The organism is Paracoccus jiaweipingae (genome assembly GCF_044335505.1).
Taxonomy (GTDB): Bacteria; Pseudomonadota; Alphaproteobacteria; order Rhodobacterales; family Rhodobacteraceae; genus Paracoccus.
The window spans coordinates 317,753-343,092 of sequence record NZ_JBISBS010000001.1 but is presented as its reverse complement, the minus strand read 5'-3'; the positions used below and the strand labels follow the sequence as shown (position 1 = coordinate 343,092).

Annotated in this window: 24 protein-coding genes; 6 read left to right on the top strand and 18 right to left on the bottom strand. The window is 63.8% G+C overall.

Features of this window, described 5'->3' with window-relative positions:
• Window positions 1–2: 2 nt before the first annotated feature.
• Window positions 3–311 (bottom strand): ATP-dependent Clp protease adapter ClpS, encoded by a 309-nt coding sequence (clpS, locus tag ACFXP9_RS01790; protein WP_397208105.1) that lies wholly within the window; start codon window positions 309–311, stop codon window positions 3–5.
• A 254-nt stretch (window positions 312–565) separates the two neighbouring features.
• Between clpS and ACFXP9_RS01785 the strand changes: the two genes are divergently transcribed.
• On the top strand, window positions 566–2,134 hold the full coding sequence (locus ACFXP9_RS01785; RefSeq protein ID WP_397208103.1) for a D-alanyl-D-alanine carboxypeptidase family protein: 1,569 nt from the start codon (window positions 566–568) through the stop codon (window positions 2,132–2,134).
• A 488-nt stretch (window positions 2,135–2,622) separates the two neighbouring features.
• Here ACFXP9_RS01785 and ccoS read toward each other — a convergent pair whose 3' ends face one another.
• From ccoS to ccoN, 8 genes are all read right to left on the bottom strand, one after another.
• Window positions 2,623–2,808, bottom strand: a complete 186-nt coding sequence (ccoS, locus tag ACFXP9_RS01780; RefSeq protein ID WP_397208101.1) for a cbb3-type cytochrome oxidase assembly protein CcoS — start codon at window positions 2,806–2,808, stop codon at window positions 2,623–2,625.
• An 18-nt stretch (window positions 2,809–2,826) separates the two neighbouring features.
• A complete protein-coding gene (locus ACFXP9_RS01775) occupies window positions 2,827–5,034 on the bottom strand; it encodes a heavy metal translocating P-type ATPase (RefSeq protein ID WP_397208099.1) in 2,208 nt (735 codons plus the stop codon).
• 4 nt (window positions 5,035–5,038) lie between these two features.
• Window positions 5,039–5,512, bottom strand: a complete 474-nt coding sequence (locus ACFXP9_RS01770; RefSeq protein WP_397208097.1) for a FixH family protein — start codon at window positions 5,510–5,512, stop codon at window positions 5,039–5,041.
• Between the two features lie 12 nt (window positions 5,513–5,524).
• Window positions 5,525–6,979 (bottom strand): cytochrome c oxidase accessory protein CcoG, encoded by a 1,455-nt coding sequence (ccoG, locus tag ACFXP9_RS01765; protein ID WP_397208095.1) that lies wholly within the window; start codon window positions 6,977–6,979, stop codon window positions 5,525–5,527.
• A 307-nt stretch (window positions 6,980–7,286) separates the two neighbouring features.
• Window positions 7,287–8,336, bottom strand: coding sequence for a cytochrome-c oxidase, cbb3-type subunit III (ccoP, locus tag ACFXP9_RS01760; protein WP_397208093.1), 1,050 nt, complete (start codon window positions 8,334–8,336; stop codon window positions 7,287–7,289).
• Window positions 8,336–8,524 carry a cbb3-type cytochrome c oxidase subunit 3 gene (locus ACFXP9_RS01755; RefSeq protein ID WP_397208091.1) on the bottom strand — a complete coding sequence of 63 codons (189 nt, stop codon included), beginning with the start codon at window positions 8,522–8,524 and terminating at the stop codon, window positions 8,336–8,338. The genes ccoP and ACFXP9_RS01755 overlap by 1 nt, the downstream gene beginning before the upstream one ends.
• Before the next feature lie 12 nt (window positions 8,525–8,536).
• Window positions 8,537–9,262 carry a cytochrome-c oxidase, cbb3-type subunit II gene (ccoO, locus tag ACFXP9_RS01750; RefSeq protein ID WP_397208089.1) on the bottom strand — a complete coding sequence of 242 codons (726 nt, stop codon included), beginning with the start codon at window positions 9,260–9,262 and terminating at the stop codon, window positions 8,537–8,539.
• A 16-nt stretch (window positions 9,263–9,278) separates the two neighbouring features.
• A complete protein-coding gene (gene ccoN / locus ACFXP9_RS01745) occupies window positions 9,279–10,883 on the bottom strand; it encodes a cytochrome-c oxidase, cbb3-type subunit I (RefSeq protein ID WP_397208088.1) in 1,605 nt (534 codons plus the stop codon).
• Between the two features lie 195 nt (window positions 10,884–11,078).
• Here ccoN and ACFXP9_RS01740 point away from each other — a divergent pair, with 195 nt between their 5' ends.
• A complete protein-coding gene (locus tag ACFXP9_RS01740) occupies window positions 11,079–11,915 on the top strand; it encodes a universal stress protein (protein WP_397208086.1) in 837 nt (278 codons plus the stop codon).
• A gap of 437 nt (window positions 11,916–12,352) precedes the next feature.
• Here ACFXP9_RS01740 and fnrL read toward each other — a convergent pair whose 3' ends face one another.
• Window positions 12,353–13,129 carry a transcriptional regulator FnrL gene (gene fnrL, locus ACFXP9_RS01735; RefSeq protein WP_397208085.1) on the bottom strand — a complete coding sequence of 259 codons (777 nt, stop codon included), beginning with the start codon at window positions 13,127–13,129 and terminating at the stop codon, window positions 12,353–12,355.
• A gap of 29 nt (window positions 13,130–13,158) precedes the next feature.
• Here fnrL and hemN point away from each other — a divergent pair, with 29 nt between their 5' ends.
• Window positions 13,159–14,514 carry an oxygen-independent coproporphyrinogen III oxidase gene (hemN, locus tag ACFXP9_RS01730; protein ID WP_397208083.1) on the top strand — a complete coding sequence of 452 codons (1,356 nt, stop codon included), beginning with the start codon at window positions 13,159–13,161 and terminating at the stop codon, window positions 14,512–14,514.
• A gap of 72 nt (window positions 14,515–14,586) precedes the next feature.
• On the opposite strand, the gene ACFXP9_RS01725 is transcribed toward hemN, so the two are convergent.
• Both ACFXP9_RS01725 and polA read right to left on the bottom strand, forming a co-directional pair.
• Entirely contained in the window at window positions 14,587–15,582 is a 996-nt protein-coding gene (locus tag ACFXP9_RS01725) for a cation diffusion facilitator family transporter (protein ID WP_397209933.1), read from the bottom strand.
• Between the two features lie 126 nt (window positions 15,583–15,708).
• Window positions 15,709–18,525, bottom strand: coding sequence for a DNA polymerase I (polA, locus tag ACFXP9_RS01720; protein ID WP_397208079.1), 2,817 nt, complete (start codon window positions 18,523–18,525; stop codon window positions 15,709–15,711).
• Window positions 18,526–18,564: 39 nt separating this feature from the next.
• Here polA and ACFXP9_RS01715 point away from each other — a divergent pair, with 39 nt between their 5' ends.
• Window positions 18,565–19,035, top strand: a complete 471-nt coding sequence (locus ACFXP9_RS01715; RefSeq protein WP_397208077.1) for a hypothetical protein — start codon at window positions 18,565–18,567, stop codon at window positions 19,033–19,035.
• A gap of 38 nt (window positions 19,036–19,073) precedes the next feature.
• Here the strand turns inward: ACFXP9_RS01715 and ACFXP9_RS01710 are convergent, their stop codons facing one another.
• Window positions 19,074–19,298, bottom strand: coding sequence for a zinc-finger domain-containing protein (locus tag ACFXP9_RS01710; RefSeq protein WP_397208075.1), 225 nt, complete (start codon window positions 19,296–19,298; stop codon window positions 19,074–19,076).
• A 91-nt stretch (window positions 19,299–19,389) separates the two neighbouring features.
• Here ACFXP9_RS01710 and ACFXP9_RS01705 point away from each other — a divergent pair, with 91 nt between their 5' ends.
• Window positions 19,390–20,319: an ABC transporter ATP-binding protein gene (locus tag ACFXP9_RS01705; protein ID WP_397208073.1), complete on the top strand. Its 930-nt coding sequence runs from the start codon at window positions 19,390–19,392 to the stop codon at window positions 20,317–20,319.
• Window positions 20,320–20,403: 84 nt separating this feature from the next.
• Here ACFXP9_RS01705 and ACFXP9_RS01700 read toward each other — a convergent pair whose 3' ends face one another.
• Together ACFXP9_RS01700 and ACFXP9_RS01695 are read right to left on the bottom strand one after the other, a co-directional pair.
• On the bottom strand, window positions 20,404–20,781 hold the full coding sequence (locus tag ACFXP9_RS01700; RefSeq protein ID WP_397208071.1) for an HIT domain-containing protein: 378 nt from the start codon (window positions 20,779–20,781) through the stop codon (window positions 20,404–20,406).
• Window positions 20,782–20,790: 9 nt separating this feature from the next.
• Window positions 20,791–22,368 (bottom strand): DUF5928 domain-containing protein, encoded by a 1,578-nt coding sequence (locus ACFXP9_RS01695; RefSeq protein ID WP_397209931.1) that lies wholly within the window; start codon window positions 22,366–22,368, stop codon window positions 20,791–20,793.
• Between the two features lie 159 nt (window positions 22,369–22,527).
• On the opposite strand from ACFXP9_RS01695, the gene ACFXP9_RS01690 reads away from it, so the two are divergent.
• Window positions 22,528–23,346, top strand: coding sequence for a sulfotransferase family protein (locus ACFXP9_RS01690; protein WP_397209929.1), 819 nt, complete (start codon window positions 22,528–22,530; stop codon window positions 23,344–23,346).
• Window positions 23,347–23,482: 136 nt separating this feature from the next.
• On the opposite strand, the gene dps is transcribed toward ACFXP9_RS01690, so the two are convergent.
• The 3 genes from dps to fabG all read right to left on the bottom strand — a co-directional run bounded on the left by dps (window position 23,483) and on the right by fabG (window position 25,310).
• Entirely contained in the window at window positions 23,483–23,956 is a 474-nt protein-coding gene (dps, locus tag ACFXP9_RS01685; protein ID WP_397208066.1) for a DNA starvation/stationary phase protection protein Dps, read from the bottom strand.
• Between the two features lie 247 nt (window positions 23,957–24,203).
• Window positions 24,204–24,437: an acyl carrier protein gene (locus ACFXP9_RS01680; protein WP_397208064.1), complete on the bottom strand. Its 234-nt coding sequence runs from the start codon at window positions 24,435–24,437 to the stop codon at window positions 24,204–24,206.
• Between the two features lie 135 nt (window positions 24,438–24,572).
• Window positions 24,573–25,310, bottom strand: coding sequence for a 3-oxoacyl-ACP reductase FabG (gene fabG, locus ACFXP9_RS01675; RefSeq protein WP_397208062.1), 738 nt, complete (start codon window positions 25,308–25,310; stop codon window positions 24,573–24,575).
• Window positions 25,311–25,340 lie beyond the last annotated feature (30 nt).

The window sequence follows — 25,340 nt, the reverse complement described above, 5'->3', positions numbered from 1 at the left end:
GTCTATTCCTTTTCCATCGTGCATTGCAGCGGATGCTGCGACCGGCGCGCCAGTTCCATCACCTGCGCGACCTTGGTTTCCGCCACCTCATAGGAATAGATGCCGACCACCGCCACGCCTTTTTTGTGAACGGTCAGCATGATTTCAATGGCTTGGGCATGGGTTTTGGCAAACAGCCGTTCAAGGATGTGGACCACGAATTCCATCGGCGTAAAGTCGTCATTCAGCAACAGCACCTTATACAGGGGCGGGCGCTGGGTCCGGGGCTTGGTCTTGACGCCAAGCTCGGCGTCGTCACGAGGGTCCGTCATGCGGCTGGTTGGTCCGTCCTACTGGGATATGCAGCCTATATAGGGGGTGCCGCGCATCTTGTCAGCCCCGCGCGGGTTCGCGCCGATCGGCCCCGTTAACCAAAATTGCAGAACTTCCCCGTTTCCGCGCGGGAATCATCGTGCTATTATAGGAATATTAACAAAAGGCGCGCAAACTAACGACGCGCCATCATACAGGCAGATGAGTCGGGGCAGTGTTGGGTATCGCGCATATCGTCCGTGCAGGACTTCTGGTGGTTTTTTCCATTCTGGCGCCCGCCATGGCGATGGCGGTGCCTTTCGCTGATTTCGTGATGGACGCCCGAACAGGACGCGAAATCCATTCCCAGAACGCCGATACCAAGCTGCACCCGGCATCGCTGACCAAGATGATGACGCTGTATATGGCCTTTACCGCCATTGAACGCGGTCAGGTGCGGCTGGATTCCAAGTTTCTGGTCTCGACCCATGCGGCATCGCAACCGCCCTCGAAGCTGGGGCTGCGCGCCGGTCAGCGGATCGAACTGCGTTACCTGATCCGCGCCGCGGCGGTGAAATCGGCCAATGACGCCGCGACCGTCATCGGCGAGGGGCTGGCCGGGTCCGAGGAACGTTTTGCCCAGCAAATGACCGCGATGGCACGGGCTTTGGGGATGCGCAACAGCCAGTTTCGCAATGCCAACGGCCTGACGGCCAGCGGGCATTATTCGACCGCCCGCGACATGACCATTCTGGGGCGGCGGCTGTTTTACGATTTCCCGCAATATTATTCCATCTTCTCGCGGCGCACGGCGGATGCCGGCGTGGCCAAGGTGTCCTCGACCAACCGTCGCTTCCTTGACAGCTATGAGGGGGCGGACGGGATCAAGACCGGCTATACCCGTGCGGCGGGCTTTAACCTGACGGCTTCGGCACAGCGCGGGTCGAAACGTATTGTCGCCACGGTCATGGGCGGCGCATCGACGGCACAGCGTAATGCCATCATGGCGGAATTGCTGGATGCCGGCTTCAGCCGCGCCCCCAACCGCGTGCGCGAGGTCCGCCCCGAGCCGCAGCAATACATGGCCAAACAAAAGGTGGTGCGCAAGGTTCAGGTCGCCCGCCAGCAACCGCAACCGGTGCAACAGATCGTTCTGGCCAAATCGGTGCCCCCGGTCGCCGCCCCCGCGCAGCGCGGCAGCACCATGCCGCTGGCCATTGCCGATGCTGTGGCACAGGCCGCTGTCACCCCCGGCGCGCTGCGCCAAAGTCTGCGTCCGCGCCCCCGCCCCGGTCGCACCATCGCCCTGGCCGTGGTATCGCCCCCGCCTCAGGTCGAGGAAGGCGACCGCACCGATGACAGCGCCGCACAACTGGCGCAATCGGGGCGACCTTCGCCCGCACCACGACGCGCCGATGCACCCCAGACCGCCAGCGCCGCTCCTAACGGGAGCCTTTTCCCCCCTCAGCCGCAGGCCAGCGCGCAAGCCCTGACGCTGGCGGCGTCACCCGCACCGCGACCTCGCGCCGATACGGTCATTCTGGCGGCGATGGACCATGCCGAGGCCCCCGCCGCGACCGAGATCGTGTCACGCGCCTCCTCCTCGGGCGGGCGGCATAACGGCATTTCGCTGGGTTATTTCAACACCCGTCATCAGGCTGAACAGCTGTTGCTGAAAACGGCCTTGCAGGAAAGCGCCACGCTGGACAGCGCCCTGCGCAATGTCGGCAACACCAAGCGCGGGTGGGAGGCCAGCTTTGTCGGGTTAAGCCGCGCCGATGCGCAACTGGCCTGCGACCGGCTGCGCGCCCGTCAGCAAAGCTGTAACATCGTCGGGCCGTAACCGCGCGACGTCTGCAACGGCTTTGCGCCACGGGAACTCCGCGGGGCTTGTCCCTTGGGACGGGCCGCGTTTGCATCAGGCGGGGCAGATGGGTGTGGGGCGGCCGAAGCCTGACACGGCTTGCCAAATGGGGCGGCGCTGCGCCGGGACCTTCATCCCACGTCCAACTGCAGCGCGCATCGCATTCATGCTGCGTTCACGCATTCGCGGAACAGCACAGCCTGACAGACGCTTGCCTGATGGGGTGGTCCAGCCCCGGATATGGCGGGCGTTAAGCCCACTTGGGTTAAGGAGAAAGTCGAACGGGTCAGCCGCGCCATAAGGTCGCGGAATGGCTGCAATCATGGGGGTACAACTTGCCGCAGCCCCCCATACGCACCGCGCGCCGACGTCGGGCGACCCAACCGCCTGTACATTAACGGCGCATCAGAACAGCTTCACGCCTTTCGAAACCGGTGCGCGGCAAGCCAAACCGGGAAACGCTGTCCTTAATCTTTGGTGTCAGGGGGCACGTCGCGCGGTGCGGGGCGGTCGTCCCATTCGGCGGTCAGGATGCGTTCGGCATCGCCCTTGGGGTCGTCGAACTGATGCGTGCGCAGTGACCAGATGAAAGCCACCAGCCCAAGCGCCCCCAGCCCCAGCGAGATCGGAATCAGATAGGCAATGATTTCCACAGCTTCCCCCTTGCGGCCCTATTTCAGGCGCAGCGCGTTCAGGGTGACGGTAATCGAACTGAACGACATCGCCAAGGCGGCCAGCAGCGGCGTGGCAAAGCCCAGAATGGCAAACGGCACTGCGATGACGTTATATCCCAGCGAGATCGCAAAATTTTCCTTGATCCGGCGCCGCGCGCGGCGGGCGGTGGCAAGGGCATCCGCGACCGGGTCCAGCCCCTGCCCCATCAGCACCACATCCGAGGCAACGCGCGCCGCGTCCAGCCCCGTTGCAGGCGAGATCGAGACATGCGCCCCGGCCAGCGCGGCGGTGTCGTTCAGACCGTCCCCGACCATCAGCACATGCGCGCCCTGCCCCGCCAGCGTTGCCACCTGCGCGGCCTTTTCGATCGGCGTCACCCCGGCCAGCCAGTCGCTGATACCAAGACGTTCCGCCGTCGCCGCGACCACATCGGCGCGGTCACCGGACAGCAGCATCACCCGCATCCCCTGCGCCTGCAACGCCGCAACGCAATCCGCCGCGCCGGGGCGCAGACGGTCCTCGAAGGCGATGGCGACGGGGTCGTCCTGACCGATGCGCAGCCAGCTGCGGGTCAGACCATCACCAGCCACCGGCTGGCCCGGCGCCACCCAATCGGCCCGCCCCAGCCGAACAACCTGACCGTTCCAGCGCCCCTCGATCCCGTGGCCGGGATGTTCGCGCGCGTCGGTCAGGGGGGCGGCGGCCACGCCGGTCTGACGCAACGCCCCCGCCAGACCGCGCGACAGCGGGTGGTCAGACAGCCCGGCCAGCGCCAGCGCCAGCGATTGCTGACCCGCATCCAGCACATCCAGCGCCAGCGGTTGCGGCACCCCCAGCGTCAGCGTGCCGGTCTTGTCGAACACCACGGTGTCCACCTCGGCCAGACGTTCCAGCGCGGTGCCGTCCTTGATCAGCAGCCCCTTGCGGAACAGCCGCCCCGAGGCCGCCGTGACCACCGCCGGCACCGCCAGCCCCAGCGCGCAGGGGCAGGTAATGATCAGCACTGCCGCCGCGATATTCAGCGCATATTGCCAGTCATGGCGCAGCGCGAACCAGCCGATGAACGACCCCAGCGCCAGCAAATGCACGGTCGGCGCATAGGCCCGCGCGGCGCGTTCGGCCAGCGAGGTATATTTCGTGCGCGCCGATTCAGCTGCCGCGACCAGCGCCGTCAATTGTGCAAGGCTGCTGTCGCGGCCTGCCGCCGTGACCCGCAGCACCAGCGGGCCGGTCAGGTTAACCTCGCCCGCGGACAGGGCCATGCCCGGCCCGGCCTGCACCGGCTGGCTTTCACCGGTCAGCACGGATCGGTCCATTTCGGACCAGCCCTCGACCACCTCGCCATCGGCGGCGACACGGTTGCCCGGCCGGATGCGGATCAGATCACCGGGCCGCAGATCGGCCACCGATACGGTCTGTTCCGCGCCACTGTCGGTCAGGCGGATGGCGCGCGGCACCTCCAGCGCGGTCAGCTCCTCGGCGGCAGAGCGCGCCACGGCGCGGGTGCGATAGTCAAGATAGCGCCCGACCAGCAGGAAAAAACACAGCATCACCGCCGCGTCGAAATAGGCGTGGCGGCCCGATTGCAGGGTCTCAAACAGCGAAATCGCCGTCGCCAGAATCAGCGCCAGCGAGATCGGCACATCCATCCCCAGCCGGCCCACACGCAGGCTGCGCCAGGCGTTGGCAAAGAAAGGCTGGCCGGCAAAGGCCACCGTCGGCACGGCGATCGCGCCCGAAATCAGGTGGAACATGTCGCGGGTATTGGCATCCGCCCCCGACCAGACCGCGACCGAGAGGATCATGATATTCATCATCGCAAACCCCGACACGCCGATGCGCATCAGGATGTCGCGGCCCTGCCGGTCGGCGGCGGTCGCGGTCAGGGCGGCGGGGTCAAGTTCGTGCGCCTCATAGCCCACGGATTCGATCAGCGGGATCAGGTCCGCCGCTTCAAGGCCCGGTGCGTCGACCGTGACGCGGCGCAGCGTCAGGTTGACCCGCGCCGCGCGCACATCGGGATGCTTGCGCAGCGCACCTTCGACATCCGCGATACAGGCGGCGCAATGCACCCCCGGCAGCGACAGGATCAGGTCGTCGCGCCCCACCGCCTGCTGCGCCATGCCCGCGGCCAGGGGTGCAGCGTCGCAGGCCGGGCAGGCGCTGATGCGCGGGCCATAGGCGGGGGCCGGGTTGTCCGTCATCGCATCACCCCGGCACGCGGGCGCCGTGGTAATGGTCGATGCGCTGGCGGAAGGCGGTGCCGTCAGCCGCCTTTGCCGTGACGTGGATATTCCAGCGCCCCGGTTCCAGCGCCAGCGGCGCCCGATAGGTGCCGTCGACAAAGCGGAATTCGGGGTGCAGATCCTGGCGCACATGGGTCGGGCGGCCAATGACCACATCAAGGTCACGAACCTGAACCGGGTTGCCCTGCCGATCCGTGATCGTCAGGACCAGTTCCTGCGCCCCGGCCTGATAATCCGGGGTCACGGTCCAGCCAAGCGCGGTCTGTGCCGCCCGCTCGCGGTCGAAATTTTGCGAGGCGACATAGGAATTGGCGACCTCAAGCCCCGGGAAAGTGCCCACGGCCTTGAAGGCCATCACCAGATTGACGGCGATGATGGTGCCAAAAGCCGCCACCGTGATTGCCAGAACATGCTTGCCGGTCAGTTCGCGCGCCATGCCCGCCCCCTTTTATTTGCGCCCGTGGAATACCGAGGCCACGGACCCTTTCTGGCCATCGGTGACATCGGTGACCCAGAAGGTCAACTCGCTGCTTTCGCGGCTGGCCAGCGGGCTGTCGGGGCGGGCGGTCAGGAAGATGCTTTCCAGCCCCAGCTTGTCAGCCGGCACCTGCACCCGGTCGGCGGGTTTACCCTCGACCGTCAGGGTCACGCCTTCGGGCACCTGCCCCGACGAATCGGTCACGCCGATCTGGAAGGTGCGTTCTTCGTGCTGTTTGTTGCGCAGCCGCAGGTCATAGGCGTTGCGGATCGAGCCATCCGACATGGTGACGTAAAGCGGGTTGCGGATCGGCGCCACGGTCAGGTCGAAAGGCGAGCGCATGAACAGCGCCACCACCAGCGCCACACCGATACCGGCCCACAGGGTGAAATACAGCAGGGTGCGCGGGCGCAGGACGTGGCGCAGCAGCGACTTGCCCTCGTGCCCGATCTTTTCGGCATTTTCGTCACGCAACGCCATATAGTCGATCAGCCCGCGCGGCTTGCCGATCTTTTCCATGATCTCATCGCAGGCGTCGATGCACAAGGCGCAGGTAATGCATTCCAGCTGCTGACCGTCGCGGATGTCGATGCCCATCGGGCAGACATTGACGCAGGCCATACAGTCGATGCAATCGCCCTTTTCCCCGCCCTCGGACTTGGTCAGTTCATTCTTGCCGATCTTGCCGCGGGGTTCACCACGCCATTCGCGATAGGCGACGGTCAGCGTGTCCTCGTCCATCATGGCGCCCTGAATACGCGGCCACGGACAGGCATAGATACAGATCTGTTCGCGGGCAAAGCCGCCGAACAGGAAGGTCGTCGCCGTCATCACCGCAATGGTGGTATAGGCGATGGGATGCGCCTGACCGGTGACAAGGTTCTTCAGCAGCGTCGGCGCGTCGGTGAAATAGAACACCCATGCCCCGCCGGTCGCCACCGCGATCAGCAGCCACAACAGCCATTTGGTCAGCCGCAGGCGGATCTTGGTCAGGTCCCATTTCTGGCGATACAGGCGGATGCGGTTGTTGCGGTCACCCTCGACCCAGCGTTCGACCAGAATATAAAGGTCGGTCCACACCGTCTGCGGGCAGGTATAGCCGCACCAGACCCGCCCCAGCGCCGAGGTGAACAAAAACAGCCCAAGGCCAGCCATCACCAGCAGGCCGGCGACGAAATAGAATTCGTGGGGCCAGATCTCGATCCAGAACATGAAGAAACGGCGATTGGCCAGATCGACCAGAACCGCCTGATCAGGCATCCCCGGCCCACGGTCCCAGCGAATCCACGGGGTCAGGTAATATACCCCCAGCGTCACCGCCATGATCAACCATTTCAGGTTTCGAAATGTCCCGCTGACACGCCTTGGGAAGATCGGTTCGCGTTTGGCATAAAGGCTTGGCGGGTCGACATCATGGGTCGCCATTGGCTTGCTCCTGCCTGAAAGAAATCTGTTCGCGGGTCGAAGTTTACGGCCAAATAATGAAGAAATGATTGACCTGCATCAACCTCGGCACCTGCCCCTTATATATATCGCGTTTCTTGCAATCATGGGGGCGTAATGTCGCAGGTTGGACACGCCTTGACCATCATCAAGGCAAACGGGGCTTTCGCCCCGCCAGCGCGCGCTTTAGGATAAGCGCGCCGGCCCCTCTGGAAACGCGCGAACAGGACGAGGGGCCGGCGGCACCCGGACAGTGCAGGCACTGGCCGGATCTGTCAGGCGGGGCGATTTATTCGCCGCCACCCAAGCTGTGGACATAGGACGCCACCGAACGGATCTCGGCCTCGGACAGGCGGGTGTGCCAGGCAGGCATCACGCCGAACGGCCCCTTCGAGATAAGATCGGTCAGCATCGCCATGTCAGGCTTGTTGTCCTGCGCATACAGCCAGACATGGTCGGTCAGGTTCGGCGCGCCCTGCGCGCGGTCGCCCGTGCCGTCCTCGGCGTGGCAGCTTGCACAGTTTTCCGCGAACACCGTTTCCCCTTCGCTGGCCAGCGCCGCGTCATGGGGTTCGCCCGACAGCGACAGCACATAGGCCGAGACCTGACGGATCTGGTCCTTGTCCAGCAATTCGTCGGTGCCGAAACGCGGCATTTCCGAATAGCGGGCATCGGGGTCTTCGGTGTTGCGGATGCCGTGGGTGATGGTGGTGTGGATGTCATCCAGCGTCCCGCCCCACAGCCAGTCATCGTCGCGCAGGTTGGGATAGCCCTTGGCACCACCGGCCCCGGCCCCGTGGCATTGTGCGCACCAGGTCTGGAACACGGCCTTGCCGGCATTTTGCGCATAACCCTGCAAGTCCGGGTCCTTGGCGATGTCATCCAGCGCCACGCCGGTCAGCTTGGCCTGAATCGGGGCGTTGGCCGCGTCATAGCGGGCAATCTCGTTGGCGACGTCCTTGCGATAGTTCGTCTTCAACACCCCCTGCGTCACGCCCGAGATCAGCGGCCATGCCGGATAGGCGATGGTATAGCCGACAGCCCAGATGATGCAGACATAAAAGGTCCACAGCCACCAGCGCGGCAGCGGGTTGTCATATTCCTGAATGCCGTCCCAGCTGTGCCCGGTCGAGGGCACCTCGACGACCTTGCGGCCGGCGCGGGTCTGCATCTTTTTGCGACCGACGGTGCGCGCGCGCGCATCGGCAGGGGTTTCGCCGGGGGCCTTCAGCGGGTGCTTGGCGATATCTGCCTGATGCTCGCGGTCTGCCGCCTGACGTTCCAGACTGATCTTGTTGTCCGGGTTGCTGGGGTCGGTGGTTTCGTCTTTCTCGGCCATCACTCGGCCTCCTTTTCATCCGCTGGCGCGGGGCGTTTCTCGTTGCGGAAGATGCTTTCGGCGGCATCCTGTTGCATCCGGCGCGCACCGGGGCGCCAGACGAACAGGATCACACCCACGAAGACCAGCAGCAGGGCCAGCATGACCCAGCTGTCGGCGATCTGTCGCAGGAGGGAATAGGTATCCATTCCGCCCACCTCTTACCGGTTCGGGTCAGGCTCGAAGGTCGAGAAATCGACCATCGTTCCCAGCACCTGAAGATAGGCGATCAGGGCGTCCATCTCCGATATGCCGGGCTCGCGGTCGTAATTCGACTGCTTGGCGCCGGGATAGCGGGTCTGAAGACCTTCCGCGTCCTCGTCCGGGTTTGCCTGAACCGCGAAATCCAGCTTGGCTTCGGTGATCATCTCCTGCGTGTAGGGCACGCCGACGATGGTATCGGTTTTCAGCCGCTGCTCGATATGCTCGGGCGTGATCATGCGGTTCTTGAGGAAACCGTATTTCGGCATGATCGAGCCGGGCACAACCGATTGCGGATCGGTCAGGTGGTCGATGTGCCATTCATCCGAATAGCGACCGCCAACACGGGCCAGATCCGGCCCGGTCCGCTTGGACCCCCACTGGAACGGGTGGTCATACATCGATTCCGCCGCCAGGCTGTAATGGCCGTAACGCGCATCTTCGTCGCGCATCGGGCGGATCATCTGGCTGTGGCAGACATAGCAGCCCTCGCGGACATAAATGTCGCGGCCGGTCAGCTCCAGCGGGGTATAGGGGCGCACCCCTTCCACCTTCTCGATGGTGTTTTCCAGATAGAACAGCGGCGCGATTTCCACGATGCCGCCGATGGACACCACCAGCAGCGACCCCACCATCAGCAGGGTCGCGTTCTTTTCAAGGATCTTGTGCTTTTCAAGAATAGCCATTGTGTCAGATCCCCCTTTATTCGGCCGGCACGGCAACGGTGGTCGAGGCCACGCGCGGTTGCTTTGCGACGGTCGCCCACAGGTTATAGGCCATGATCAGCCCACCGGTGAGATACAGCACGCCACCCAGCGCACGCACCACCAGCATCGGGTGTTTCGCGATCACGGTGTCGACGAAGGCGTTCACAAGGAAGCCATGGGTGTCGACCTCGCGCCACATCAGGCCCTCCATGATGCCCGACACCCACATGGCAGCGGCGTAAAGCACGATGCCGATGGTCGCCAGCCAGAAGTGCCACGACACCAGCGTGGTCGAATACAGGCGGTCACGGCCCCACAGACGCGGCACCAGATAATACAGCGCCCCGAAGGTGATCATCCCGTTCCAGCCCAGCGCGCCGGAATGGACGTGACCGATGGTCCAGTCGGTGTAATGCGACAGGCTGTTGACGGCCTTGATCGACATCATCGGCCCTTCAAAGGTCGCCATGCCGTAAAAGCCCACGGCCACAACCATCATGCGGATGATCGGGTCGGTGCGCAGCTTGTCCCAGGCCCCCGACAGGGTCATCAGGCCGTTGATCATCCCCCCCCACGAGGGCATCCACAGCATGATCGAGAACACCATCCCCAGCGTGCTGGCCCAGTCAGGCAACGCGGTATAGTGCAGGTGGTGCGGACCGGCCCAGATATACAGGAAGATCAGCGCCCAGAAGTGAATGATCGACAGTTTATAGGAATAAACCGGACGTTCGGCCTGTTTGGGGATGAAGTAATACATCATGCCCAGAAAGCCCGCGGTCAGGAAAAAGCCCACGGCGTTGTGGCCATACCACCATTGCGTCATGGCATCCTGCACACCGGCGAACAGCTGAACCGATTTCGACCCGAACACGCTGACCGGAACCGCCAGGTTATTGACGATATGCAACATGGCGATGGTGATGATGAAGGCCAGATAGAACCAGTTGGCGACATAGATATGCGGCTCGCGGCGTTTCATGATGGTGCCCATGAACACGGCCAGATAGGCGACCCAGACGATGGTCAGCCACCAGTCGACATACCATTCCGGCTCGGCATATTCCTTGGACTGGGTGGCCCCCAGAATATAGCCGGTCGCGGCCAGCACGATCACCAGCTGATAGCCCCAGAACACGAACCACGCCAGGTTACCACCCCACAGCCGCGCCGCGCAGGTGCGCTGAACGACATAGAACGAGGTCGCGATCAGGGCGTTGCCGCCGAACGCGAAGATCACCGCGCTGGTGTGCAGCGGGCGAACCTTGCCGAAATTGGCATAGCCGTGCAGCAGCTCGGACATGTTCAGCGCCGGATAGGCCAGTTGCAGCGCGGCAACCACACCCACCAGAAAGCCCACGATGCCCCAGAAGGTCGTCGCGATGACGCCGGCGCGCACGACGCCGTCCAGATATTCGTTCTCGATCCCCGCAACGCGCGGCTCGTCCATATGGCGCAGCACCCAGATGAATGCCAGCGCAGCCGCGACCATCACGGTCACGGCGTTGACCATATAGGCCAGATCCCGTGCATAGTTAGCGGCGATGGCGGCGAGAACCGCGATCACCCCTAGCACGATCAGCTTGATGGTATCCCACATTTGTCTCGTGTCCCTTTTCATGCGGCCAAGCGCGCCGAATCGCTTACGCGCGCGGCGGGGCCTGTCCTTGCATTAGTCTTATGGGGGTGGGACAATCTTTGATCTGGGTCAATCTCTCGTGATCAGATAAGGCCTATCTTGTCACCACGCGGACACTATGTCGCACTGGGTGCCGTCGTTTGAAAGGAATTTGACATGGGCTATAAATCCATCCTGACCGTGCTGACAGCCGAGGCCCAGATGCCCCAGCTTGAGGCCGCCATCGCAATGGCACAGCGCGAGGGCGCGCATCTGGATGTGTTCTGCCTTGGGGTCGATCATTCGCAGACCGGCTATTACTATGCCGGCGCGTCGGCCTATGTGTTTCAGGAAAGCATCGACCGCGCGATGGAAAGTGCCGAGGCACTGGAAAAAACCGTTCGCGCGCGTCTTGACAACAGCGACATCCGCTGGGGTGTGGAATCGGCCGTGGCGCAGGTTGGCGGGCTGTCGACGCTGATCGGGATGCGGGCGCGGTTTTCCGACCTTGTCGTGCTGACCCGGCCCTATGGCGACAACGCCACCCCCGACGCCGAGGCCGTGACCGAGGCCGCCCTGTTCGAGGGGTCCTGCCCGGTTCTGATCGTCCCCGACAGCGGCCTGCCGCAAACGCTGGGGCAACGGGTCATGATCGCCTGGAACCAGTCGGAAGAGGCCATGACCGCCGTGCGCCGGGCGCTGCCGCTGCTGAAAAAGGCGCAGGCGGTGGAAATCACCGTGGTCGACCCTTCGCCGCACGGGCCGGAACGCTCGGACCCCGGCGGGGCGCTGTGCCAGATGCTGACGCGCCACGGCGTCAATGTGGAAATCGCGGTGCTGGCGCGCACCCAGCCGCAGATCAGTGACATCCTGTCGCGCCGCGCCGTGGAAACCGGGGCCGATATGATGGTCATGGGCGCCTATGGCCATTCCCGCTTCCGCGAGGCAATTCTGGGCGGGGCAACCCGCAACATGCTGGAAAAGACCAATATTCCGGTGCTGATGGCACGCTGACCGGCAGCGCCACATTCATGGCGGGGGCGCGACGGTGGCCCCGCCTGTCACACCGCGCGGGCGTCACCCCGGCGCCCCGGTCGGGCCTGCGGGCGGCGCCCCGCGTCCGGCACGGGTGCGGATCGCAGCATCCCGGTCCGCCCGCAAGCCGCCTTTTCTGCACCACGCAGGGACGAAACGGTCCGCTGTTGCGGCTGATGCCGTGCCTGCCCGGTCTGCACCCCCGCCACACCCATCCGCGCACCGGGCCATAGCGGCCATCGACAGCGCAACCGGCGCCTGACCGCAACCGCGACACGGCCCCAAGCAACAGCCTTATGCTTTGACAGGCCCCCCCCCCCCGTGGCAGCGCTGGCCGGGGCCAGTTCGGGTAACAGCACCCGCGCAGCACATATCCGCCAAAAGGGGCACAGCGCCGGGGGCGCGGCTGCCTGCCCTCAGAACGGCATTCCGCCATCGTTGTCATCGCCGCTTTCCGCGACCAGCGCCGCGAAATCGGGGACGGTGACATGGCGCTTGCCGCCCAACTGGATGATCCCGTCACGTTTCAGACCCGAGATCTGGCGGCTGACCGTTTCCAGCGTCAGTCCCAGATAATCGGCCATCGCCTCGCGCGTCAGCGGCAGGTCGAATTCGATCCGCCCCTCGGGCATCCGGGGGCCAAGCCCCAGCCCGCGACGCATCAGGATCGCCAGGAACGAGGCGATTTTCTCGCGCGCGGATTTGCGGCCAAGCACCAGCATCCATTCACGCGCGGCGTCCAGTTCGTCCAGGGTCATTTCCAGCAAACGCGCGCCGATCTTGGGGGTGGTGCCCATCAGTTGCTCGAACGGGGTGCGGCGGAAACAGCACAGGGTGACATCGCTGATCGCGGTGACAGTATACAGCACCCGGTCACGCCCCGGACGACCCAGAAAATCGGATGGCAGCAACAGGCCGACCATCTGGGTGCGCCCGTCCTCAAGCGTCTGGGTGAGGCTAGCGACGCCCGACATGACCGAGGCGACGAAATCCATCCGGTCCCCGGCCCAGGCGATCACCTGACCGGCCTCATAGCTGCGATGGAACTTGACCTGTTCCAGCCGCTCAAGCTCGATCGCCTCGCAGGTCGAACAGACCGCCCGATAGCGGATCGGGCAGTCGGCGCAATCGGGCTGCGACAGACAGGGTGCCTGCCCCTGTTCAGGGTGGGTCTTGATTTGGGTCAATGTCATCTCGCGCTTTCTTTAGCATAGATATCTTTATGAAAGATGAATCGCAACTCACCCGCCTTGGGCTGTTCGACAGCCGAGTCCCGCGCTATACCAGCTATCCCCCGGCGACGCAGTTCAAGCCAGAGGTGGGCGCAGGGCATTTCCAGTCATGGGTCCACGCCATTCCGGCGGGGGCCGAGATCTCGCTTTACCTGCATGTGCCGTTTTGCCGCAGGCTGTGCTGGTTCTGCGCCTGCCGCACGCAAGGGACGCAAAGCGACGACCCGGTGCGGGCCTATGCCGCCACGTTGCTGGATGAAATCGCGCTGCTGAAATCGCAGATGGCACCGGGCGTGCGCCTGTCGCGGCTGCATTGGGGCGGCGGCACACCGACCATGCTGCCGCCGGACATGATGCGGGCGCTGGCGGGCGCGGTGTTCGATGCCTTCCCGCTGGCCGATGGCGGCGAATTCTCGGTCGAGATCGACCCGAACGAGATCGACGAGGCCCGGATGGACGCGCTGGCCGATGCCGGGCTGACGCGCGCCAGCATTGGCGTGCAGGATTTCGACCCCGAAATTCAGAAAGTCATCGGCCGCGACCAAAGCTTCGGCGTCACCAAACAGGCCGTCGACATGATCCGCGACCGGGGCATTGCCAGCCTGAACACCGATCTGTTGTTCGGCCTGCCCTACCAGACGCCGGAAAAGATCGCGGAATCGGTGCAAAAGCTGCTGACCCTGTCGCCTGACCGGGTGGCGCTGTATGGCTATGCCCATGTGCCGTGGATGGCCAAGCGGCAGGTGATGATCCCGGCCGAGGCGCTGCCCGACCCGCACATGCGGCTGCGGCTGTTTGAAACCGCTGAACGGCTGTTCATGGCGGATGGTTACGACGCCATCGGCATCGACCATTTCGCCCTGCCCGGCGACGGGCTGGCGGCGGCGCAAAAGGCCGGCAGGCTGCGGCGCAATTTTCAGGGCTATACCGACGATCTGGCGGTGGCGCTGGTGGGGCTGGGGGCGTCGTCGATTTCGCGCTTTCCGCAGGGCTATGCCCAGAACGCGCCGGCGACCGGGGCGCATGTCAAAGCCATTCGCGACGGCCAGTTTTCGACCAGCCGGGGGCATGTATTCAGCGCCGATGACATCCGCCGCTCGCGCCTGATCGAGGCGCTGATGTGCGATTTCGAAATCCGCAATGCGGAGATGATCCGCGATCACGGCATGACGGCGCCCCAGCTGGCGGCGCTTTACGCCCCGGTCAAAGAGCGCTTTGGCGAGATGGTGCAGGTTGACGCACAGGGCCTGCGCATCCCGGTCGCGGGGCGTCCGCTGACCCGGATGATCGCGCGGATGTTCGATGCCTATGACATGGAGGCCAAGGGCCATTCCCCGGCCATCTGATCCTGCGCCGCAAGGGAAAAGCGGGGTCTGACTGCCCCCGCACCCCCGTGGATATTTAAGCCATGATGAAGATCAGCCGTGGTCGTCGGCACATTGGCCGGTTTCGACCTCGATCGTGGCATGGGTAATGCCAAAGCGGTTGGCCAGCAGGGCCTTGGCGGCGCGCGTCAGCTGCGGAAAATCGGCACCCGGCGCGGCAACCAGATGGACCGAGGCCGCCGGCCGGTGTTCGTCAATCAGCCACAGATGCAGGTGATGGGCGTCGCGCGCCTGCGGCAGGTCCGCCAGCGCCCCTAGCACCTGCGCGCTGTCCACGCCCGGCGGCGCGGCCAGCATCAGCATCCGCAGCACCGGACCCATATCGGCCCGGATATGCAGCAGGATCGCGACCGAGATACCGATGGTCAGGATCGGGTCCACCATCTGCCAGCCAAAGGCCCAGATCAGCGCGCCGCCGATGATCACCGCGACCGATACCCCGGCATCGGCCAGATTGTGCAGAAAGGCCGCGCGAATATTCACGCTGTCGCGCGACGCGCGCCAGACCAGCGCCGCCGTTGCCAGATCGACCACCAGCGCCAGCGCCGCCAGCCCCATCACCCAGCCGCCCGCGACCTGTGGCGGGTCGATCAGCCGCATTCCGGCCTCGACCGCCAGCCAGACGGAAATGACGATCAGCGCCAGATAGTTGACGAAGGCGGCGACGATCTCGGCCCGGCCCCAGCCATAGCTGAAATCGGCGCTGGCGGCGCGGCGCGACAGGCGGCGGGCGCCAAAGGCCAGCACCAGCGCCATGGCATCGGACAGGTTATGCACGCCATCAGCCATCAGCGCGACGGAATCGGCCAGCCAGCCGCCGCCGATCTGTGCCGCGGTCAGGATCAGGTTGACGACCACCGCCCACATGATCGCCCGGTCGGCCTTGCCACCCGTCAGTTGCGGGTGGTGGTGCCCATGCGTGTGCCCATGCCCATGACCGTGGATGTGATGGCCATGGTCGTGGTCGTGGTCGTGGTGATCATGGCTGCCGGACGCGCCATTGTCATGGGGATGCGTGTGAACTGACATGATCCTGCCCTTTACGCCTGATGGATATGCTGGCGCGACACCCGGCGGGGTGTCTGGCTGACCCTGTGCATCGCATCAATTCACCCCGAAAACAATATGTTACATAGTAGCCGGGATGTTATGACATTAATGCGCCTGCGCCCAGTTATCGCCCTGCCCCGCATCGACCACCAGCGGCACGGCCAGCTTGACCGCGGGTTCGGCGGCGGCTTCCATGACCGTGCGGGCCGCCGTGATCAGCGGGTCAACGGCGTCCTGCCGGACTTCGAAGATCAGTTCGTCATGGACCTGCAACAGCATCTGCGCAGGCAGATCGCGGATGGCCTGCGGCATTCGGATCATCGCACGGCGGATAATGTCGGCGGCGGCACCCTGGATCGGCGCGTTGATCGCCGCGCGCTGTGCCCCGCCCGCCGCCGGGCCTTTGGTATTAATGCCGGGGGTGTGGATCTTGCGCCCGAACAGGGTGCGCACAAACCCGTCGCGTTTGGCATCGGCAATGGTGCGGTCCATATAGGCGCGAATTTCGGGAAAGCGCTGGAAATAGGTGTCGATGAATGCCTGCGCCTCGGCCCGCGGAATGCGCAGATTGCGGGCCAGACCAAAGCCCGAAATGCCGTAAATCACCCCGAAATTGATCGCCTTGGCCTGACGGCGGATCATCGGGTCCATTCCCTCTACCGGGACGCCGAACATCTGGCTGGCGGTCAGGGCGTGAATGTCGATCCCCTCACGGAAGGCCTGTTTCAGTGCCGGCACATCGGCCACATGGGCCAGAATCCGCAGCTCGATCTGGCTGTAATCGAGGCTGACAATCCTCATGCCCGGCCCGGCCACGAAAGCCTCGCGGATGCGGCGGCCTTCCTCGGACCGGATCGGGATGTTTTGCAGGTTCGGGTCGGTCGAGGCCAGACGCCCCGTCGCCGCCCCGGCAATGGAATAGCTGGTATGAACCCGCCCCGTGTCGGGGTTCACATGGGTTTGCAGCGCATCGGTATATGTCGATTTCAGCTTGGACAGCGCCCGCCAGTCCAGCACGCGGGCGGGCAGGTCGTGGCCCTCGGCGGCCAGATCCTCCAGCACATCGGCGCTGGTGCTGTAGGCCCCGGTCTTGCCCTGTTTGCCGCCAGACAGGCCCATCTTGTCAAACAGCACCTCGCCCAATTGCTTGGGGCTGCCGACATTGAACGGCGCACCGGCCAGCGCGTGAATATCGGCCTCGAGCCCCGCCATTTTCTGGGCAAAAGCGTTGGACATGCGCGACAGCGTATCGGTATCGACCCGCACGCCGGTCATTTCCATATCCGCAAGCACCGGGATCATCGGGCGTTCCAGCGTCTGATAAACCGTGGTGACGCCTTCGCGCGACAGGCGCGGGCGCATGATCTGCCACAGACGCCAGGTGACCTCGGCATCCTCGGCGGCATAGGGGGCGGCCTTGTCGATGGGCACGCGGTCAAAGGTGATCTGCGATTTGCCGCTGCCGATCAGGTCCTTGATGGGAATGCAGATGTGGTTCAGGTAACGATCCGCCAGATCGTCCATCCCGTGATGATGCGCCCCCGCATTCAGCGCATAGGACATCAGCATCGTATCCTCGACCGGGGTCATGCGGATGCCGTAACGGGCCAAAATCTTCCAGTCATATTTGGCGTTTTGCAGCACTTTCAGGATGGCGGGGTCTTCCAGCACCGGCTTCAGCGCCGCCAGCGCCTGATCGCGGTCCATCTGGCCATCGGCGCGGGTGGTATCGGCAAACAGGCCGTCCCCGGCCTCGCCGCTGACATGCCCCAGCGGCAGATAGGCCGCCTGCCCCGGCCCCAGCGCAATGGATATGCCGACCAGATCGGCGCGCATCTCGTCCAGACCGGTGGTCTCGGTGTCGATAGCCACGGCGCCGGCGCCGGCAATGGCGGCGATCCAGCGGTCCAGCGCCTGCGCGTCGCGGATGGTTTCATATGCGTCGCGATCAATCGCGGGCCAGTCCGGGTCATCCGCCGGGGCGGGCGCATCCGGCGCCGGGGCGGGTTCGGGCAGATCGGGCAGGTCGCGGTCGAATTTCTCGGCCACGCGGCGGGTCAGGGTGCGGAATTCCATCACGTTCAGAAAGTCCAGCAATGTCGCCGGGTCGGGTTCGCGCACCTCAAGATCCGACAGCGTGACATCCAGCGGGGTTTCACAATCCAGCTGGACCAGCCGTTTCGAGATGCGGATCTGGTCGGCATGGTCGATCAGCGTCTGGCGGCGCCTGGGCTGTTTGATCTGTCCGGCATTGGCCAGAAGGTTTTCCAGATCGCCATATTCCGCGATCAGCTGCGCCGCGGTCTTGATGCCGATACCGGGCGCGCCGGGCACGTTATCGACGGAATCGCCCGCCAGCGCCTGAATATCGACCACATGCTGCGGGCCAAGGCCGAATTTCTCGGCCACCTCGTCGGGACCGATCAGCTTGTTCTTGATCGGGTCCAGCATGTCGACGCCATCGCCGACCAGCTGCATCAGGTCCTTGTCGCTGCTGATGATGGTGGCGGTCCCGCCCGCATCGCGCGCCTGACAGGCAAGGGTGGCGATCACATCATCCGCCTCGTAATCCGCGATTTCCAGACAGGCGATGTTGAAGGCCCGCGTGGCATCGCGGGTCAGCGGAAATTGCGGGCGCAGATCCTCGGGCGGTTCGGGGCGGTTGGCCTTGTAAAGGTCATAGATCTGGTTGCGAAATGTCTTGCTGGAATAATCGAACACCACCGCCGCATGGGTGGGGGCGTCGCTGCCCTTGGCGTCCTCGATATATTTCCACAGCATATTGCAAAAGCCCGCCACGGCCCCCACCGGCAAACCGTCGGATTTGCGCGTCAGCGGCGGCAAGGCGTGATAGGCACGGAAAATAAAGGCCGAGCCGTCGATCAGGTGCAGGTGATGGCCCTTGCCGAATCCGTTGCCCATGTCATTCTTTCCTTTGTTCTGCATGACCGGGGTTGTCGCATGATCCACGCCTTGCCGCCAGTCGCCTTCGCGCTGTTGTGTCTGGCACCGCTGTCCGCACAGGCGCAGATGCCCGCGCTGTGCCCGCTGACCGGCGATCAGGCCAATTGCGTCCGCGTTCTGGCCTGTATCGGCAATGGCGACAGCTGGTTTCACGGTCGTGCCCTTGGGCGCGGTCAGGGCACGCTGCATGGCCAGATCAGCGATGGCACCCGCTGTCACGGCCACTGGACCCAACGCAATGCCCTTGGGCTGGGTCAGGCCGGGCTGCACTGTGACGATGGCCGCCGCGCCACGGTTCTGTTCACCTATCAGGACGAATGGACCGGCACCACGACCGGAATCGGCAGCTTTGATGACGGGCGCCCGGTTACCGCATGGTCGGGGCACAATGTCCTGAACTATCTGGACCGGGTGACGGGCCGCCCGAACCGCCTGCCCTGTCCGTCAGGCCAGGTTCCGATCAGCTGAAACAAGCGTCAGCAACCGCGACCCCGGCAATCGCGGCCTCAGTGGTCCTCGTGCGCGTGTTCGCGGTCGATCACGAAACGCTTGTCGCAATAGCCACATTCCACCCAGCCGGTATCGCGCGGGATCGCCAGCCAGACCAGCGGATGCCCCAGACCGCGCGCCTCGTCCCCGCAGCAGCTGACCTTCCAGCGGGTCACGATCTGGGTTTCCGGGGCGGCGGGGGCGGTGGACACGGGGCTGGCCGGGGTTTGGGTGGCTTGCATGGCGGTTATCCCTTGTGGTGGGGGCGTGGGTTCTGTTTAATTCGGACGCCATTCTAACCATCCCCGGCATGGCGGCAAGACGGCAGGCACAATGACCCGACCCAAAGATGCAATTACCCTGACCGGGCTGCGCAAGACCTATGCAGCGACCGGCAGATCCCCCGCGAAAGAGGCCCTGAAAGGCCTGAACCTGTCCATCCCCGCGGGCAGCATCTTTGGCCTGCTGGGGCCGAACGGGGCGGGCAAATCCACCACCATCAACATTCTGGCCGGGCTGGTGAACAAGACCGGCGGGCAGGTCACGATCTGGGGCTTTGATCAGGATGTGAACCCGCGCCAGTCCCGCGCCGCCATCGGGGTGATGCCGCAGGAACTTAACATCGACCCGTTCTTTACCCCCCGCGCCAGCCTCGAGGTGCAGGCCGGCCTTTATGGCGTGCCCAAATCTGAACGCTGGACCGATGAACTGCTGGCGCTGGTGGGGCTGACCGATCAGGCCGAAAGCTATGCCCGTAACCTGTCGGGGGGCATGAAACGCCGGTTGCTGCTGGCCAAGGCGCTGGTCCACCGCCCGCGCATTCTGGTGCTGGACGAACCGACGGCGGGGGTTGATATCGGGCTGCGCGACATGCTGTGGGCCAATGTGCGCAAGCTGAACGAACAGGGCATGACCATCATCCTGACCACGCATTACCTGGAAGAGGCGCAGGAAATGTGCGACGAAATCGCCATTATCAACCATGGCGAGCTGATCGTTCACGACACCACCCCGGCGCTGCTGTCGCGGCTGGACAGCAAAACCATGCTGATCCAGCCCGACGGCCCGCTGCCGCCGCTGTCGCTGCCGCAAGGCGTGGTGATGGACCAGCGCCCCGATGGGCGGCTGGCCTTCAGCTATGCCCCCTCGCAACTGCGCGCCGACGCGCTGCTGGACAATCTGCGCCAGTCCGGCCTGCCCATGCGCGACATCGCGATCGAGGCCCCGGACCTGCAAGACATCTTCGTCGACCTGACGCGCTGACGAAAATGGCGGGCACCGGCGCCCGCCACCTTCTTCGTTGCCCAAATACCCACGGGGTCCGGGGCAGCGCCCCGGCTTTTGGGTTTACAGATCCAGCATCCGCCCGATATTGCGGCCACCCAGAATATGCAGGTGGAAATGCGGCACCTCCTGCACACCATGATCGCCGGCATTGGTGATGGCGCGGAACCCCTGCCCGCCCGCGATCAGGCCCACGCCCTCGGCCTCGGCCACCTGCGCGGCGACGCGCATGAAATCGGTAATCTCCTCCGGGCTGGCATGGGCGGCGAAATCGTCAAAACTGACATAGGCACCCTTGGGGATCACCAGCACATGCGTCGGCGCCTTGGGCGCGATGTCGCGAAAGGCCAGCGTGTGTTCGGTCTCGATCACGGTGTTATTGGGGATCTCTCTGCGCAGGATACGGGCAAAGATATTCTGATCGTCATATTCGGGGCGCATCTTTGGTCCTTAATCAGAAAACAGGTAAGGGGTCTGGGCCAGATCCTGCCCGGTTTGGGCCTCGACGCCAAGGAACTTTGCCAGCACCGCGCCATTTGCGGACCCGTCCCGGCTGGGACCGATGCTGCCGAAAAAGCCGAAATCCATGTCGTGCAGGCGCTCGGCCTCGTGTTCCAGATCGCTGCGCACGACCGGCAACAGCCGGTTGACCACCTCGGGCGGGGTCTGATCACCGGCCAGACCGACACGGCGGATATGGCCGCGAATGTAATCATCGTCGAAATCGCTTTCGATGAACAACACCCGCGTATCGGACTTGTCGCGCGACAGATCGTCGATCAGGTTCACCGCCGACGGGTCGACACAGATCGCAAGCCGGTCACTGCCGAACTGGTCAAACAGCAACCGGATCAGCGCCTTGCGGTGGCGTTCGCGCTTGGCCACGGTGTTTTCCACCCCGCCCAGATCGGGCAGGCTGGCATCGGTTTCATTGAACAGGAAATCTACCGCCGGAATGTCGGTCTGCTGGCGGATGGCCTGGGTCAGGCGCTTGGCGACATGCCATTTCTTGGCCACGATCAGCAATAACGTGCTGGACCGCGACAGCCGGGCCTCGGTCTCCCAGAAGCGGGGGGCGAAACGGCGGCCGATGCGACCGCGCCCGACCAGAAAGCGAAACAGCTCGCGCCCCTCGTTCGAGATCGGGAAATGCACCCCGCAGGCCTGCCACAACGCCCCCAGCCTTTCGCGCAGCTGAATCGCCTCGGGGCTGATCTTGCGGGCAAACAGCGCATTCTGCCCCAGCAACAGGTCGTAATGGTCGTTGTAAAAAACCACCGGCATCCCGTAATCGGTGAACATCAGATAGGTCAGGCTGCGGGTGCGGATCTCGCGCCCGGCGACGACATGGCGCACCACGGTCTGGAAAAACGTCTCATCCGGGATCCATGTGGTGGAAAAGAACCGCATCACATCGCGGCGGGTGGCACAGAAATCCAGCACCTTTTCAATGGTCTGGCGCCGCAGGCACCACCATTGCGACCCGATCATCATCTGGATGTCGCCGGGCACCTTGCGGGTGACGTTCAGCCGCCGCTGCAATTCATAAAAGGCATAAAACCGCCGCGACTGGGTGCGTTCGTTGAACGGGTGGCGATAGATCAGGCGCTCTTCCTTGAAGCCGGTCTTGATCCAGTCGCTTTTGAAGAAATCGAAACTTTCGATATAATCGCAATCTTCGGAATCCAGAAAGTCATGCGCGAATTCCGCCGTCTTGACCGGCATACAATCGCCCGACAGCATGTAAAAATGCGTCGCGGTCGGAAAGGCATCCACGGCGGCGCGCACGGCCTCCAGCGTGGCGGCGACCAGCGACCATTCGCCCCAGCCGCATTTCATCCGCCGGCCCGCGAACACGACCGAGGGCTTATGGTCCAGCGCATCGCGGATGGCGGTGTAATCCTGGGGGGCGGCGCGGCCATCGAAATGGATCGACACGAAATCGCCCGAGGCCGTCAGCCGTTGTGCCTGCGCGATAATCCCCTTGGGGTCCTTGTGGCACAGCAGGATGAACGCGATGCGGGCCATGGCATTTCCTTCGGGCAGGGGACCGGATCAGACACCAGACCGTGACAACGGCATGAAAGGCGTTGAAAATCCCGTCTCGATTTGGTCAATGTGTCTAACGATTTTGCCAGTCGGCACAAGCAGCCTTGGGAACAGGCGTCAGCGAAGGACCAGCACGATATGGGTTTTTCCGGAACATGGATGACGCAAAGCGAAAGCATGGTCTATCGCGTGGTGCCGAAATGCGCCTGTTCGACCATCGGCCAGATCATGTTCTATTCCGATCACGGCCATTATTTCGACGGCGACATTCACGACGCGAAGGACGGCCTTCACAAATGGGGGCTTGAGGCCAGCCAGCCCGTGATCGAGGGCAATATCCGCGCCCATCGCTCGCTGACCTTTACCTGCGTGCGCAACCCCTATGGCCGCATCCTGTCGTCGTTTTTCGACAAGATCGCCGGCATCCAGCGCAATGGCAAACGCTATCGCGGCAATCTGGTGCCGCAACTGATCCAGCGTTACGGGATCGAGGTTGGCAGCCCCGAGGACGGCTTTGATTTCGACCAGATCAAATCCTTCCGCCGGTTTTTGCTGTTCGCCCGCGACACCATCCGCTGGCGCCGCCCGATGGAGCCGGACATCCACTGGTCGTCCATGGCGGGCCATGTGTCGACCTTCATCGTGAATGGCGGCCGCTATGACCAGATCTTCTTTACCGAGACCTTCAACGAGGGGATGCAAAAGGTGCTGGATGCCTGCGAAACCCCGCATCCGGTCGACCTGAACGCGGTGCCGCGCTTTAACGAATCCGAAGGCCACGGTCCCAAACGCGCCCATAAGATCAGCGACTATTTCGACGATCTGTCGCGGCATCTGGTCTGGGAAATCTATAAAAAGGATTTCCAGCTGTTCAAATATGACTTTGACAACCCCGACAACAAGATGCCGCTGGCCGAGGTTGATCTGGACGAGGTTCACGCCAAACTGGGCCGCTGACCGGGTCTTTGCGGACCGGATAACCGCGCAGCCGGTTGCGGCGGTGCGAACATGAAAAAGGCGCGAACATGAAAAAGGCGGGACCGGGTGGTCCCGCCTTTTGGCTTTGCCCCGCCGGGGGCTGGCTGGATCGCGGTTATTCCAGATGGCTTTCCATGAACCACAGGTCCTTGTCGGCCTGACGCGACGCGGCGGTAAAGATATCGGCGGTATCGGCGTCGCCAGCCTCGTCATTGGTGTCGATCGCCTCGCGGAAATTCGCGCCGACCGCGCGCAGGCGTTTACAGACCTCGCGGATGTGGTCCTCGGCCTTGGTCAGGTCGGTGGGATAGGCGTCGACGCCGGATTGTTTCGCGACGACCTCAAGCGTGCCCATGGCGACGCCGTCCAGCACCTGAACCCGTTCGGCCATGATGTCGATCTGTTCCTGAACATTGGCATAAACGGTGTCGAACAGTTCGTGCACGGCGATGAAGTTCTTGCCTTTCACATTCCAATGCGCCTGCTTGATGGCCAGACCCAGCGCAATGTAATCGGCCAGATTCGCGTTCAGCGTGTCGATGGCGGTTTTACGGGCGTTGTCTTCCAGACCTTTGATATTCACGGCCATGATGTTGTCCTTTCCGTTGGTGGCAACTTGGCCTGTCAACGGGCGGGGGCGGGCGAAGGTTCCATCCCCGCACCCAGCCGTGATCGCGCGCCCACATCACAGGGCTGGCCGCACCGTCTGCCGGGACGGGCCTGCCAGTTGCGCGCGGGTGCGCGGCCGGTGGCAGGCATAAAAAACGGCGTCTGACCACAGGGTCAGACGCCGCTTTGATTCCGCTGCCACCCGCTGCGGGGCGGCGGGGCGTGGCTTAGGCCGCGCCTTCGATGAATTTCACCGCATCGCCAAAGGTCTGGATGTTTTCGGCGGCGTCATCGGGGATCTCGATGCCGAATTCTTCTTCGAAGGCCATGACCAGCTCGACCGTGTCGAGGCTGTCAGCGCCCAGATCGTCGATGAAGGACGCGCCTTCGACAACCTTGTCTTCGTCGACGCCCAGATGCTCGACAACGATTTTTTTCACGCGATCAGCGATATCGCTCATGTCTTTTCCTCACTTTCGCGGGCATCCGCCCAAATGTGCGGGACCATGCCCGCGACAGCCGAGGGCGGTTTCCCTGCGGCCTTGCACCGGGGATATAGCACCGCGCCGTCCCCGTGCAACCGATTTCGCGGTTTTTCAGACCATCGCCATGCCGCCATTCACATGCAGCGTGGCCCCGGTGACATAGCCCGCTTCGGCGCTGGACAGATACAGCACGGCACTGGCGATGTCTTCGGGCGCACCCATTTTTCCAGCCGGGATCTGGCCCAGAATCTTGGCCTTCTGATCGTCGTTCAGCTTGTCGGTCATCGCCGTGGCGATAAAGCCGGGGGCGACGCAGTTGACGGTAATGCCGCGGCTGGCGACCTCGAAGGCCAGCGATTTCGACATGCCCACCAGACCCGCCTTGGCGGCGGCGTAATTGCCCTGACCGGGGTTGCCGGTGGTGCCGACGACACTGGTGATATTGACGATGCGGCCCCAGCGCGCCTTCATCATGCCGCGCAGCACGCCGCGCATCAGCCGGAAGCTGCTGGTCAGGTTCACGTCCAGAACCTGCGACCATTCGTCATCGGACATGCGCATGAACAGGTTGTCACGGGTGATCCCGGCATTGTTGACCAGAATATCGACGCCGCCCATGGCCTCGGCGGCGGCTTTGGGCAGGGCCTCGACCGCCTGCGGGTCGGACAGGTTGGCCGTCACCACATGGGCGCGCGCGCCAAGTGTCGCGGCCAGTTCGGCCAGCGGCGCCTCGCGCGTGCCGGACAGGGCGACCGTCGCGCCCGCCTGATGCAAAGCCTGCGCAATCGCGCCACCGATCCCGCCCGAAGCGCCGGTCACCAGCGCGCGTTTTCCTGTCAGATCAAACATGCTGACCCCTTTTTTGTTGTCCTGGTTATT